Source organism: Maricaulis sp. ABE4_448, from assembly GCF_056160825.1.
Window position 1 is genome coordinate 98,708 of sequence record NZ_JBSWXX010000005.1, and the last position, 13,830, is coordinate 112,537.

Annotated in this window: 11 protein-coding genes; 2 read left to right on the forward strand and 9 right to left on the reverse strand. The window is 66.6% G+C overall.

Annotated features, from left to right (window positions below; all coding sequences use genetic code 11):
• Positions 1-250 precede the first annotated feature (250 nt).
• From ACXAJV_RS14270 to hutI, 8 genes are all read right to left on the reverse strand, one after another.
• Entirely contained in the window at positions 251-1,360 is a 1,110-nt protein-coding gene (locus ACXAJV_RS14270; protein ID WP_475086102.1) for an NAD(P)/FAD-dependent oxidoreductase, read from the reverse strand.
• 142 nt (positions 1,361-1,502) lie between these two features.
• The gene (locus ACXAJV_RS14275; RefSeq protein ID WP_475086103.1) at positions 1,503-2,681 is read right to left on the reverse strand and encodes a hypothetical protein; all 1,179 of its coding nucleotides are present in this window, start codon (positions 2,679-2,681) and stop codon (positions 1,503-1,505) included.
• Positions 2,682-2,870: 189 nt separating this feature from the next.
• Complete coding sequence (locus tag ACXAJV_RS14280; RefSeq protein WP_475086104.1) at positions 2,871-3,257, reverse strand: SPFH domain-containing protein; 387 nt, start codon at positions 3,255-3,257, stop codon at positions 2,871-2,873.
• A gap of 119 nt (positions 3,258-3,376) precedes the next feature.
• Positions 3,377-4,579: a glycine C-acetyltransferase gene (locus ACXAJV_RS14285; RefSeq protein ID WP_475086105.1), complete on the reverse strand. Its 1,203-nt coding sequence runs from the start codon at positions 4,577-4,579 to the stop codon at positions 3,377-3,379.
• Between the two features lie 440 nt (positions 4,580-5,019).
• A complete protein-coding gene (gene hutU / locus ACXAJV_RS14290; protein WP_475086106.1) occupies positions 5,020-6,690 on the reverse strand; it encodes a urocanate hydratase in 1,671 nt (556 codons plus the stop codon).
• A gap of 1 nt (position 6,691) precedes the next feature.
• Positions 6,692-7,504, reverse strand: a complete 813-nt coding sequence (gene hutG, locus ACXAJV_RS14295) for an N-formylglutamate deformylase (protein WP_475086107.1) — start codon at positions 7,502-7,504, stop codon at positions 6,692-6,694.
• A complete protein-coding gene (gene hutH, locus ACXAJV_RS14300) occupies positions 7,505-9,034 on the reverse strand; it encodes a histidine ammonia-lyase (protein ID WP_475086108.1) in 1,530 nt (509 codons plus the stop codon). It abuts the gene before it with no gap.
• Positions 9,025-10,233 (reverse strand): imidazolonepropionase, encoded by a 1,209-nt coding sequence (gene hutI, locus ACXAJV_RS14305; protein WP_475086109.1) that lies wholly within the window; start codon positions 10,231-10,233, stop codon positions 9,025-9,027. The genes hutH and hutI overlap by 10 nt, the downstream gene beginning before the upstream one ends.
• A gap of 78 nt (positions 10,234-10,311) precedes the next feature.
• Between hutI and ACXAJV_RS14310 the strand changes: the two genes are divergently transcribed.
• Together ACXAJV_RS14310 and hutC are read left to right on the forward strand one after the other, a co-directional pair.
• Entirely contained in the window at positions 10,312-11,679 is a 1,368-nt protein-coding gene (locus ACXAJV_RS14310) for a formimidoylglutamate deiminase (RefSeq protein ID WP_475086110.1), read from the forward strand.
• A complete protein-coding gene (gene hutC, locus ACXAJV_RS14315) occupies positions 11,679-12,416 on the forward strand; it encodes a histidine utilization repressor (protein WP_475086111.1) in 738 nt (245 codons plus the stop codon). Before ACXAJV_RS14310 ends, hutC begins: the two co-directional genes overlap by 1 nt.
• Before the next feature lie 172 nt (positions 12,417-12,588).
• On the opposite strand, the gene ACXAJV_RS14320 is transcribed toward hutC, so the two are convergent.
• Entirely contained in the window at positions 12,589-13,782 is a 1,194-nt protein-coding gene (locus ACXAJV_RS14320; protein WP_475086112.1) for a serine hydrolase domain-containing protein, read from the reverse strand.
• Positions 13,783-13,830 lie beyond the last annotated feature (48 nt).

Here is a 13,830-nt window from a genome sequence, read left to right on the forward strand (position 1 = left end):
GTCCCCGGCGGGATTTGGGCATGATCGGCGCGCCGCGACAAGGATAGCGTTTGCCGCTCGAAATTTTGTCATCCCGGCGGGATGGCCCGCGAAGGCGGGCCGCAGGGCCGGGACCCACAGACTCGTTGTTGGCCGAAAGCCGGTTTGATGGCGGAGCCTGTCAGGCGTGCACCGGGATTATGGGTCCCGGACCTGCGCCCGGCCCAAGGCCGGGCGTTCATCCGGGATGACAAGGCTATCAGTCTAGCGGCTACCCCGCCAGCATCGCCGCGACATGGTCGCCGATGGCCAGCGAGGCCGTCAGCCCCGGGCTTTCGATACCGAACAGCGTGACCAGGCCCGTCATGCCGTGCTGGCCCACGCCGTCGATGCGCCAGTCCGGGTGCGGTTCGCCGGGGCCGTGCAGTTTGGGGCGGATACCGGCATAGTCGGGCACCAGAGCGCCGTCGGGCAGGTCCGGCCAGAAACGGCGGATCGTGGCGTAGAAGGCCTCGCCGCGGGACAGGTCGACGCTGTAGTCCTCGGTCGCGACGAATTCCAGATCGGGCCCGAACCGCGCCTGCCCGCCCAGATCGCCGCGGTAATGCGTGCCCAGCGCGCCGGGAATGGGCAGCGGATAGACGAGATGTTTGAACGGCGCCTTGCCGGCCATGGTGAAGTAGACGCCCTTGCCCAGATAGAGCGGCGGAATGGCGTCGGCCGGATAGGTCTCCACCATACCGGCGGCCGCCTGGGCACCCAGACCGGCCGCGATCACCAGATGGCGCGCCGTGACCTCCGTCGCATGTTCTCCGCCCGTGCGGATCGCAAAACCGCCGCCCTCCAGCGGCCGCGCACCGGCAAAGGGCGTGTTGACCGCAATCGCCCCGCCCCGGGCGGAAATCTCGCCGGCCAGCGCATCCATATAGCCATGGGCATCCATCACGCCGCTGGTCTGCGAGAGCAGCGCTGCCTCGGCCCGCAGCCCCGGCTCCAGCGCCCGCGCTTCCGCGCCGGTCAGCCGCTGCATGCCCTCCACACCATTCGCTGCGGCCTGGTCGAGGATGGCATCCAGCCGCTCGATCTCGTGCGGCTCGGTCGCCACGACCAGCTTGCCGCAGCGTTCATGCGTCACATGATGGCTGGCGAGGAAGTCGTAGAGCTTGCGGCGCCCCTCGACGCACAGCCGCGCCTTCAGCGAACCCGTGGGATAGTAGAGCCCGCCATGGATCACCTCGGAATTGCGCGAGGAGACGCCCTGCCCGATCGCCTTTTCCTTCTCCAGCACGATCGTCTCGAAACCGCGCTGGACCAGGGCATAGGCACAGGCCAGCCCGACAGCCCCGGCCCCGATGATGATGGCGTCCGTATCGTGGGTCATGCCCTCTCGCCTCCTGCTGCGAATGCCATGATCGGTGTTCCCGGCAAGGGCGTAAATGCCTGGCCGTCATCAAGACCGGACAAAAGAAAAGGCCGCCCCGCTTTCACGCAGGGCGGCCTCGTTTCGTTGTCGACGCGGGCGGTCAGCCTTCGGCGGCGCTGACCGGCGGGAAGATGCGGCCGAGGGGGCCGCCCTGCGGGATGGGCAGAAGCAGGATCCGGCGCACCGGGTTCCAGGCCGCGCCCAGCAGGACAACAATCCCGCCCAACACCAGCAGCGTCACGGCGACCACGACACCAGCGCCCAGATCGGTCGAATTGACGATGACGCCGATCGACACGCCCGCCGTGACCAGGCCGGAGACGATCAGCGCACGCCGGTTGATCAGCAGCGAGACCAGCGCGAACAGGCCGATGACCACCAGAGCGGTCACCGCAAGGCGCATCGCTTCGGCACTGTCGGCGGCCAGCGCGGCAAACAGATTGATCGCATCAGGGTTCGCAAAATCGCTTTCGTCGAGCGTGAGGCCGACCTGCGCCATGTTGAGCACGGCGCCCAGCAGGATCGGCGCGGCGAAGAAATGCAGCCAGAAAGCCGTGCCGGACAGGCGCGTTTCCCGTGCCGGATCGCGGGCGTCGAACAGGATTCCCGCCAGCAGCAGCGCCGCACCGGCGGCGACATTGATCGCCGGCATCCAGACAATGGCCGTGTAGGGCTCGATGACCAGCAGGGTCAGCACGGCCGTCATCACCGTGCCCGCCCCGACCAGACCGCCGGCAAACGGCAGGCGATAGACGCGATAATAAGCGATCATCGGCAGCACGAAGGCGAGGCCGAACACGACCGGCATGATGCGCACCGAAAGCGGGATCTGCGACACGACCGCCATCACCGCTTCGCGGCCGAAGGCCATATTGTCGGCGCTCTCGCTGCCCAGCTCGAAACTGCTTTCGGCAATGCCGGTGACATGGATCAGGAACTGCGCATAGCCCCAGACCAGAACGACGGCAGCCGCGATGCCGAACACGCCGGACAGCACGATGCCCGGCAGGATGCGGCGCTGCTTGCCGACCAGAAGCGCGGACAGGAACCAGGCGAACACGGCGATACCGCCGATCAGCGCCATCAATATGTTCTGCCAGGCCTGGCTGCCTTCGGCCATGTCGAGCCCGGCCATCACCTGGCCGGCGCCGACGCCAAGCCCGCCCAGCAGGATCAGCACGCCGAGCGTGGTGAAGATGTCGTGGAAATTATTGAGGAAGGGCAGCATCTCGTCGGAAGGACGGGCGCTGCTGGCGCGTATTTCGCTGGTATCCGTCATATCGGTCCCCTGTGTCACCGTTACCCGTGTGATGCCCCCAAGCGATCATTCGGATGCAGGAATTCGCCAAAAGAGCGAGTCTGCCCGACGATACTAGCGCGGTTCGGGCAAAGAGGCAGCGGGAAACCGTCGGCGCGCGTCCCCTCAGCAAGACGCCGGCACCGTCTAAACGGCACCGGCGTGTCCGGCCTATTCGGCCAGGTGACGGCTGGCTTCCAGCAGCGGCAAGCCGGCCTCGGTCGGGATGTAGATCACATCCTGGCCGTTCTCGCCCAGCGACTGGATCCACAGATAGCGCAGATAGCCTTCCGGACCGCCCAGGCCTTCGGCCACGATGGCATTCGCTTCGGCGACACCATGGGCGCGCGCGATCTCGGCCTGGGCATTCAGCTCCTCGGCCTCCAGACGCGCCTGGGCTTCGAGCACGGCGATACGGCGGTTCTGCTCGGCGCGGACCAGTTCGGCCCGGCCGGCCAGTTCCTGCTGCCAGACGCCATACTGGGGCAGACCCCACATCAGGGCACCGACAGACACGGCAAGGATGGCGGCACCGCTAACAAGCAGACTGAGTTTCATACGTCCCTCCATTCCAGCTAAACTCTTGAACACCAAGATGTTAGCCGGAAAACCCTTAGGGAATTAGAGGGATTGCGCCCCGCCGAATCCGGGGGGAATGGCGGGCCGGGAATCCGGGGTCAGATCACGCCCATTTCCTTGCCCACCTTGGTGAACGCCGCCACCGCCCGGTCGATCATCTCCGGCGTGTGGGCGGCGGACATCTGGGTGCGGATACGGGCCTTGCCCTTGGGCACGACCGGATAGAAGAAGCCGATCACATAGACGCCCTCCTCCATCAGTTTCGCCGCCATTTCCTGGGCCAGTTTCGCATCGCCCAGCATCACCGGAATAATCGGGTGCTCGCCCGGCAGGAGATCGAAACCGGCTTCGCTCATGCCGGCGCGAAAGCGTTTGGCATTGTCGAACAGGCGGGCGCGCAGATCGTCGCCCTGCGCCACCATGTCCAGCGCCTTCAGCGAGGCGCCCGCAATGGCCGGCGCCAGCGAGTTGGAGAAGAGATAGGGCCGCGAGCGCTGGCGCAGCATGTCGATGATCTCCTTGCGCGCCGCGGTGAAGCCGCCCATCGCCCCGCCCAGCGCCTTGCCCAGCGTGCCGGTGATGATGTCGATCTCGCCGAAAACGCCGCAATGTTCCGGCGTGCCGCGCCCCTTCGCGCCCATGAAGCCATGGGCGTGGCAATCATCGACCATGGTCAGCGCGTCATACTGTTTCGCCAGGCGCACGATCTCCGGCAGATTGGCGATATAGCCGTCCATGGAAAACACGCCGTCGGTGACCACGATGATATGGCGCGCGCCATCGGCCCGGGCCTGTTTCAGCTGCGCTTCCAGATCCGCCATGTCAGAATTGGCATAGCGATAGCGCTTCGCCTTGCACAGGCGCACACCGTCGATGATTGAGGCATGGTTGAGCGCGTCGGAAATGATCGCGTCCTCCGGCCCCAAAAGCGGTTCGAACACGCCGCCATTGGCGTCGAAGGCGGCGGCGTAGAGGATCGCATCCTCGCAGCCGGTAAACGCGGCAATCTTCGCTTCCAGCTGTTTGTGCAGATCCTGGGTGCCGCAGATGAAGCGCACCGAGGCCACGCCGAAACCATGACTGTCCAGCGTCGCCTTCGCCGCCTCGATCAGTTCCGGCCGGTTGGCCAGGCCAAGATAATTATTGGCGCAGAAATTGATGACATGGCTCTCATCACCATTCGCCCGCACATCGATCTCGGAGAATTGCTGCGAGGTGATGATCCGCTCGCGCTTGTACAGCCCGTCCGCCTCGATGTTTTCCAGCTCGGCTTTGAGATCGGCGAAAAAGGCGTCGGACATGGCGGGGCTCCTTGGGGATTCGTTGCCTTGTTTCTATTGCTCCCGATTTCCATTGTCATCCCGGCCCAACGCCACCTCTCCCCCGCCCGGGGGTGGGAAGTTCGGTGCCACTTCCCCCGGACCTGTTCCGGGGCCGAGTATGGCAGTCAGGGCAGGCCCCGGAATTCGCTGCGCTCCTCCGGGGAAATTGGAGCGCGGGTTTCAACAAAGATATCAAATCCCGTTTTTCCCGGAACGCTTGAGCGCTATCCGGGACCAACGAGAAACGCACCGTCTGGTGTATCGCTCGGTTGGTCCCGGCACGCCGCGACGCTATGCGCCGCCCCCCTCAGTCGGCTTCGCCGACAGCTCCCCCGCAAGCGGGGCGAGCCCTCCGCAAAAGCTTCCCCTGCGGAGCGGGGGAAGTGCCGAGCGCAGTGAGGCGATGGGGGTGTGTCCGCTCAATCCACCGACGGCAAATCCAGCCCCTGCTCGCGCGCGCAGTTCTTGGCGATCTCATACCCCGCATCGGCATGGCGCATCACGCCCGTGCCCGGATCGTTCCACAGCACGCGGCCGACGCGTTCGGCGGCTTCCGGTGTGCCGTCGGCCATGACAACCTGGCCGGAGTGCAGGGAATAGCCCATGCCGACCCCGCCGCCATGATGCAGCGAGACCCAGGTGGCGCCGGAGGCGGTGTTGAGCAGCGCGTTGAGGAGCGGCCAGTCGGCGACGGCGTCGGAGCCGTCCATCATGCCCTCGGTTTCCCGGTTGGGGCTGGCGACCGAGCCTGAATCGAGGTGGTCGCGGCCAATCACGACGGGCGCCGAAAGCTCGCCCTTTGCCACCATCTCATTAAAGGCCAGGCCCAGCTTGTGCCGTTCGCCCAGCCCGACCCAGCAGATCCGCGCCGGCAGGCCCTGGAACTGGATGCGCTCACGCGCCATGTCGAGCCAGCGATGCAGGTGCGGATTGTCCGGGATGAGTTCCTTAACCTTGGCGTCAGTCTTGTAGATATCTTCCGGATCGCCGGACAGTGCCGCCCAGCGGAAGGGACCGATGCCGCGGCAGAAGAGCGGGCGGATATAGGCCGGCACGAAACCGGGGAAATCGAAGGCGTTCGCAACGCCCTCATCCTGCGCCATCTGGCGGATATTATTGCCATAGTCGAGCGTCGGGATGCCCATCTCCCAGAAGTCGAGCATCGCCTTTACCTGCACGGCCATCGAGGCCTTGGCGGCTTTTTCGACGGCGGCGGGATCGCTCTCGCGCTTCTCGTCCCATTCGGCCAGCGTCCAGCCGGCGGGCAGATAGCCATTAACCGGATCGTGGGCCGAGGTCTGGTCGGTGACCATGTCCGGCTTGATGCCGCGTCTGACGAGTTCCGGGAAGACCTCGGCCGCATTGCCCAGCAGGCCGACCGAGACCGCCTCTTTCTTCGCGACGGCCGCATTGATGATGGCCATGGCCTCGTCCAGCGTGTCGGCCTTGCGGTCGAGATAGCCGGTCTTCAGACGCATCTCGATCCGGCTCGGCTGGCATTCCACGGCCAGCATGGAGGCGCCCGCCATGGTCGCGGCCAGCGGCTGGGCGCCGCCCATCCCGCCCAGACCGCCGGTCAGGATCCAGCGGCCGGCCAGATCGCCGTCATAATGCTGGCGGCCGGCCTCGACGAAGGTCTCATACGTGCCCTGAACGATGCCCTGGCTGCCGATATAGATCCAGGAGCCGGCCGTCATCTGGCCGTACATCATGAGCCCCTTCTTATCGAGCTCGCGGAAATGCTCCCAATTGGCCCAGTGCGGCACGAGATTGGAATTGGCGATCAGCACGCGCGGCGCGTCCTTGTGGGTGCGGAACACGCCCACCGGCTTGCCGGACTGGACCAGCAGCGTCTCGTCTTCCTTCAACCGTTTCAGGGTCGCAACGATCCGGTCGAAACTCTCCCAGTCGCGCGCGGCCCGGCCGATCCCGCCATAGACGACCAGTTCTTCCGGCTTCTCGGCCACTTCGGGGTCGAGATTATTCATCAGCATGCGCAGCGGCGCCTCAGCCGCCCAATGGGTGGCGTCGAGTTCGCTGCCGTGCCTGGCGCGGATGACACGGGAATTGTCGCGGCGGGTCTGGGTCAACTTACTTCACCTCTCCGGAATAGAGCATCGCGGCCGCTTTCAGGGCCGCTTTCATCGTGTCCTTGAGCGCCAGGCGCAGCCTGCCCGCCTTGTCTTCGCTGAATGTCCAGGGTTCGCCCTCATCCATGTAGGCCGACTGGGCGAGTTCCATCTGCAGGGCGTGCACGTTCAACCCCGGGCGGCCATAGGCGCGCGTGATCCAGCCGCCCTTGAAGCGGCCGTTGACGATGGAGGCATAATCCTCGTGATCCATCATCGCCTTCACCGCCCAGCGCTCGATGGTCCGGTCGCAGCTCTCCCCGCCATTCGTGCCCAGATTGAGATCCGGCAGCACGCCCTCGAACAGGCGCGGCACTTCATCAAGGATGGAATGGGCGTCCCACAGCACGACATAGCCGTGCTCCATGCGCACCTTGACGATCATCTCGGACAGGGCGCGGTGGTAAGGATCGTAATAATCCGTACGGCGCTGCTCGATCTCGGCCTCGTCCGGCTCCTCGCCCGGCCGGTAGACCGGCGATCCGTCGAACAATGTCGTCGGCACCAGTTCCGTCGTGGCCTGGCCGGGATAGAGCGAAGCGCCCGTCGGATCACGATTGAGATCGATGACATAGCGCGAATAGGTGGCGCGGATCGTGCTGGCGCCGAGGTCGTCTAGAAAATCGTAGAGCTCCGGCACATGCCAGTCCGTGTCCGGCAGGCCGCGAGCCGCCTCGGTCATCCGCTCGGCCATTCCGTCGGGCAGATGGGTTCCCGAATGCGGCATGGACACGATCAGCGGCGAGCTTCCGCGTTTCTCGAAGAAGACGTTCATCTAGGCAATCCCGGGCAATTCACCCGCCGCCGCGACGAGCCCCCTGCCCGTCACCAGGCTTCGGGCGCTGGCGATATCGGACGCAAAATAGCGGTCGTCGCCGTAGGCGGGAACTGCCTCGCGCAAACATGTCCGAACGGCCTCCAGCCGCGGCGACGAGATCAGCCCGTCGTGGAACTCCATCCCCTGCACGGCGGACAGCGTCTCGATCGCCACCACATTGTGCAGGTTCTCCGCCATTTTCAGGAGGCGGAAGGCGCCATGCGTGGCCATGGAGACATGGTCTTCCTGGTTGGCCGAGGTGGGAATGCTGTCGACCGAGGCCGGGTAGGCTTTCTGCTTGTTCTCCGAGACCAGCGCCGCGGCTGTGACATGGGCGATCATGAAGCCGGAATTGATGCCCGGATTGGGCGTCAGGAAGGCTGGCAGGCCGGACACGGCCGGATCCGTCAGCAGCGCCACGCGGCGCTCGCAGATCGAGCCGATCTCACAGGCCGCCATGGCAATCTGGTCGGCGGCAAAGGCCACCGGTTCGGCGTGGAAATTGCCGCCGGAGATCGCTTCGCCCGTATCGGTGAAGACCAGCGGATTGTCGGTGACGGCATTGGCTTCGCGTTCCAGCACCTGGCCGGCCTGGCGCAGAAGGTCCAGCACGGCGCCCATCACCTGCGGCTGGCAGCGCAGGCAGTACGGGTCCTGGATCTTGTCGCAATTCTCGTGGCTGGCGAGGATGCCCGATCCCGTGAGCAAATCGCGCAAGCTCTGCGCCACATCGATCTGGCCGGGATGACCGCGCAGCTGGTGAATGCGCGGATCGAACGGCGCGACCGAGCCCTTGGCCGCCTCGACCGACAGCGCACCGGACAGCAGCGCCGCCTGGAAACCGCTTTCCACCTCGAACAGGCCGGCCAGCGCCAGCGCCGTCGAAGCCTGGGTCCCGTTCAGCAGCGCCAGTCCTTCCTTGGGGCCGAGCCGGACCGGTTCCAGCCCGGCCTTTTTCAGCGCGTCCGCGGCCGGCAAGCGCTCGCCCTTGTAGGTCGCCTCGCCGGCGCCGATCAGGGCGGCAGACATGTGGGCCAGCGGTGCGAGATCGCCCGAGGCCCCGACCGAGCCCTGGGACGGGATCACCGGCAGCACGCCGGCCTCCAGCATGGCCTGGATCGCCGTGATCGTGGTCCAGCGCACGCCCGAGGCACCGCGGGCCAGCGACGCCATCTTCAGGGCCAGGATCAGGCGCACGACCGCTTCGGGCAGCGCATCGCCGACACCGGCCGCATGCGACAGCACCAGTCTTTCCTGCAGCGTGGCCAGTTCCTCATTGGCGATCCGGGTCTGGGCCAGCTTGCCGAACCCGGTATTGAGCCCGTAGACCGCCCGGCCCGAGGCGATGAGATCGTCGACCGTCTGCGCCGCGGCATCGACATCCGGCTTGGCGGCCGGATCGATCGTCACGCCGGCACCGCGCCAGATTGCGGTCCAGTCGGCCAGGGTCATCCTGCCGGGGGTTACGGTCACCGAACTCACAGCCATTCTCCTCCCAGGATACGGCCATGCAGGGGCCGTTTTCCGATCCACTGAACCAGTTCCGCCGGACGCTCGATGTCCCAGACAGCCAGGTCCGCCACCTTGCCGGCCTCGATCGTGCCGATCTCGCCGGCCAGACCCAGCGCCCGTGCGCCCTCGCGGGTAATGCCGGCGATCGCCTCCTCCACGGTCAGGTGGAAGAGCGTGCAGGCCATGTTGGCGGCGGTCAGCAGCGAGACGAGCGGCGAGGTGCCCGGATTGGCGTCGGTCGCCACGGCCATCGGCACACCGGCCGCGCGCATCGCCTCGACCGGCGGTCTTTGCGTCTCGCGCAAGGCATAAAAGGCGCCGGGCAGCAGCACGCCCACCGTGCCCGCCTTGCCCATCGCGGCAATGCCCGCCTCATTCGTGTATTCGATATGGTCCGCCGACAGACCGCCGAACTCGGCGACCAGCTGGCCGCCGCCGGTGTCGGAGAGCTGGTCGGCATGCAGTTTCACCGGCAGGCCGGCCGCCTTGGCGGCGATAAACAGGCGCCGCGTCTCTTCCGGCGAAAAGGCAATGCCCTCGCAATAGGCGTCAACCGCATCAGCCAGGCCCGTCCGCGCGGCCTCGCGCACCAGCGGGATGCAGACCTCGTCGATATAGGCGCCCGAGCGGCCCTCATACTCCACCGGAACGGTGTGCGCCGCCAGCAGGGTTGCGGAAATGCGCATGCCCGAGGCCAGGCCGACGCCGCGCGCCGCTTTCAGCTGCGCCAGCTCGCTGTCATGCGTGAGGCCATAACCCGACTTGATCTCGACCGTGCCGACACCCTCCTGGGCGTAGGCATCCAGCCGCGACAGCGCCCCGGCGGCCAGCTCGGCCGCCCCGGCCTTGCGCGTCGCCTCGACCGTCTTGCGGATCCCGCCGCCGGCGCGGGCGATGGCGGCATAATCCTCGCCCGCCAGCTTGCGCTCATACTCGTCCGACCGGTCGCCGGCGAAGACGAGATGGGTGTGGCAATCGACCAGGGCCGGCGTGATCCAGCGCCCGTCCATATTCTCGGTGACAGCGGCCTCGCCCGGCACTTGCGACATCGGTCCGGCCCAGGCAATCCGCTCGCCTGAAATCCCGATCGCGCCGCCCTCGACGGCGCCATAGGCGGTCCCGCCGGGCACCATTGTCGCCAGGCGCGCATTCGTGAGAAGACGGTCGAATTGCATGGGGCGGCCTTTGCATGCGGCTAATTGTCTATACAATAAATTCCCCAAACCGAGTCTGTCCAGCGGGGTCATGCCGCCATGGCTGAATTTTACTGCCAGTCTGCCCTCCTGCCCGACGGCTGGGCCGATGGCGTTACGATTCGTGTCGATGCGGCCGGCTTGATCGCCGGTATCGACACGGACACACAGCCCGCCAAGGACGCGATGCGGCTGGGCATTGTGGTGCCGGGCCTCGCCAATCTGCACTCGCACAGCTTCCAGCGCGCCATGGCCGGCCTCACCGAGCGGCGCGGCGAGACCGAGGACAGTTTCTGGTCCTGGCGACAATTGATGTACGCCTTCAACGACCGCCTCACCCCGGACCATGTCGAGGCAATCGCTGCCTGGGTGCAGGTGGAGATGCTGGAGAGCGGCTTCACCTCTGTCGGCGAATTCCACTATCTCCATCACGGTCCCGACGGCACGCCCTATGATGATCGCGCCGAGATGGCCGGGCGGATCTGTGCCGCCGCCGCGTCAACGGGCATCGCGCTCACCCTGCTGCCCGTCTATTACCGCTATGGCGGTTTCAACGAAGCCCCTGCCAGCCATGGCCAGCGCCGTTTCCTGCATGATCCGGACAGTTATGCTGCGCTCATAGAGGCCGCGCGGGCGCATGTTGCAGCCCTGCCCCATGCCCGGCTGGGCCTGGCGCCGCACTCCCTGCGCGCCGCCCCCGTTAAGGATATTTCTGCCATTCTGCCGCTTGTGGAAAACGCCCCGCTGCACATCCACATTGCCGAGCAGACACAAGAGGTTGAGGACTGTATCGCCGCGACGGGACAGCGCCCCGTGGCCCATCTGATGGACCATGTCGCGGTTAATGCGGATTGGTGCCTCGTCCACGCGACCCATATGGACGCCGGCGAAACACACGCCCTCGCCCGCTCCGGCGCGGTGGCCGGGCTGTGTCCGCTGACCGAGGCCAATCTGGGTGACGGGCTTTTTCCGGCGCGGGATTATCTCGACGCCGGCGGCCTTATCGGTATCGGCTCGGACAGCCATATCCGCATCGATCTGGCCGAGGAGTTGCGCCTGCTGGAATACGGCGTCCGCCTCACGGCCCGCCGCCGCAATGCCCTCGCCGCCCCCGGCCGCTCGACCGGCCGCACCCTGTTCGAGGCCGCCCTCGCCGGCGGTGCCCGGGCCCTGAAACAGCCCGCCGCCGGGCTCGCCCCCGGCCAGCGCGCCGATTTCGTCGAACTGGACACGGAAAACCCGCATCTGACGGGACGATCTACGGATACCTTGCTGGACAGCTGGATATTCTGCGGCGACAAGGGGTGTGTCCGCTCGGTGCATGTCGGGGGGCAGGCGCAGGTGACAGCAGGCCGCGCCCGGGCGCGCGAAAGCGCGCTGGCCGCCTATCGCACCGCCATTGCGGACCTGCTGCACGGAGGGGGCTGATGCCGCAGATCGAGGCTATCGAACTGGACGGACACGGACCGGTCTACGACCAGATCAAGCGCGCCGTGACGGCGCAGATCCGCTCCGGCGCGTGGAAGCCGGGCGACCGCCTGCCCTCGGAAGCCGACCTTTCCCAATCGCTCGCCACGGCCCGCATGACGGTCAATCGCGCCCTGCGTGAGCTGACCGAGGACGGCCTGCTGGTCCGCCGCCGCCGCGCCGGCACCTTCGTGGCCCAGCCCGACGCCCCCGCCGCCCTGCTGAAAATCGTCGACATGGCCAAGGCCATTCCCGCCCGCGGCCAAGCCTATGGCTATGTCTGCGAGACCGACGACACGGTGCCCGCCTCGCCCGGGATCGCGAAAGCCATGCGCCTGCCGCCCGGTGCGCGCCTGCAGCATGTGGAATGCCTGCACACGGCCGATGGCGAGATCGTCGAGTTCGAGGAGCGCTGGATCAATCTCGCCCTGCTGCCCGGCGCCGCCCAGGCCGGTTTCGAACGCGAGGGCCCCGGCGGCTGGCTGCTGCGCGCCGCGCCCTGGACCGAAGCCGAACACACCGTCTCCGCCGTCAATGCCGATGCAGATCTCGCCCGCCGCCTCGGCGTCGAGCCCGGCGCGGCCTGCCTCGTACTGGAACGGCGCACCTTCCAGGGCCAGGACGTCGTCACCTATGCCCGCCTCACCCATCCCGGCTCACGCCACTCGATGACCGAACGCTTCAGCCCGCAGGGGTGAGGCTTCCCCTGCGCCAGCGGGGGAAGTGGCCGAGCCCGGCCCTCGGGCCGGGTGAGGTCGAAGGGGGTGAGTCTGCGCGCTTCCGCACTCTGCGCTGCTTTGGCAGCGCCCCCTCAGTCCGCTGACGCGGACAGCTCCCCCGCAAGCGGGGCGAGCCCTTGAGACTCTGCCCCTACTCCTGCACCGCCTGCATCAGATGGCGGATGAACTCGCCGCGCTGGCCGGCATCGATCCAGCGGACCACGGCGACGATGTCATGCTCGGGGTCGATGAAGATCATGTTCGCGCCGGCACCCAGATAGGCAAAGCTCCCGGCCGGCGCCTCCTCCACCGCGATGGCCGCGCGCTCATCGCCCGGCTGGTTGAGGAAGAAATTCATATAGCCATAGGACGGCATCACATCGGTCGGCGTCAGCGAGCGCTCAAACCAGCTCTCCGACAGCAATTGTTCGCCATCCCAATTGCCGCGATGGAGACCCAGCAGGCCGAAGCGCGCCTGGTCATAGGCCGAGATCATCATGCCGCCGCCCCAATGGCCGCCGCCGGAGACCGACCACATCGTCTCGCCGCCGATCTCGACATGACTGTTCTCATAGCCGTGCCACTCCCAGGAGCCGGACGACCCGATCGGATCCATGATCCGCTCGGCCAGCACATCCGGCAGCGGGCGCTGCCAGACATGCAGTGCAGCCAGTGCCAGAGCATTCACGCGTACATCATTGTATTCCCACGCAGAACCCGGCTCGGGCGGACCGGCAACAAGATCGCGCGCGGGATTGTCGCGTGCCGGACGGTCGGCCCAGGCCGGCTTGCCGAACAGCGTGCCCCACCAGCCGGAAGTCTGGCGCAGCATCTGGTCCCAGGTGATCGGCGCATTATGCTGCGTGCTGAAACGTTCGTCTGCGACATAGCCGGAGACGGCATCGTCGACGCTGGCGATCAGCCCGTCATCCACCGCCAACCCCACCGTGTGCGACAGGAAGCTCTTGGAGATCGAGAACGTCATGTCGACCCGCTCCAGATCACCCCACTCGGCGACGATATAACCATCGCGCAGTATGATCCCCGCCGGACCGCCACGCGGCCGCAACTCGCCCACCGGGCTGGAAAAGGGCTCATAGGCCCAGGTCAGCGGCACCATGACGGACAGATCGCGCACATCCACACCCGTCCAGCCGTCCGGCGGCGCGGTCTCATTGGCGATGGCAAAGTCCACGGCGGCCTGCAAGGCAACGGGATCCAGCCCCATCTCCACCGCCTCCCGCCGCTCCCAGCCCGCATCCCCGCGCGGCGGGAAATAGTCCTGGGCGGTGGCGGTAGCTGTGAGGGCCAGCGCGGCTGTGGCGGCGGTCAGAAAATGTTTCATGCGGTTCTCCCGGTCGGCGACCTGATTGCGCCGGCGCATGCCATCCTT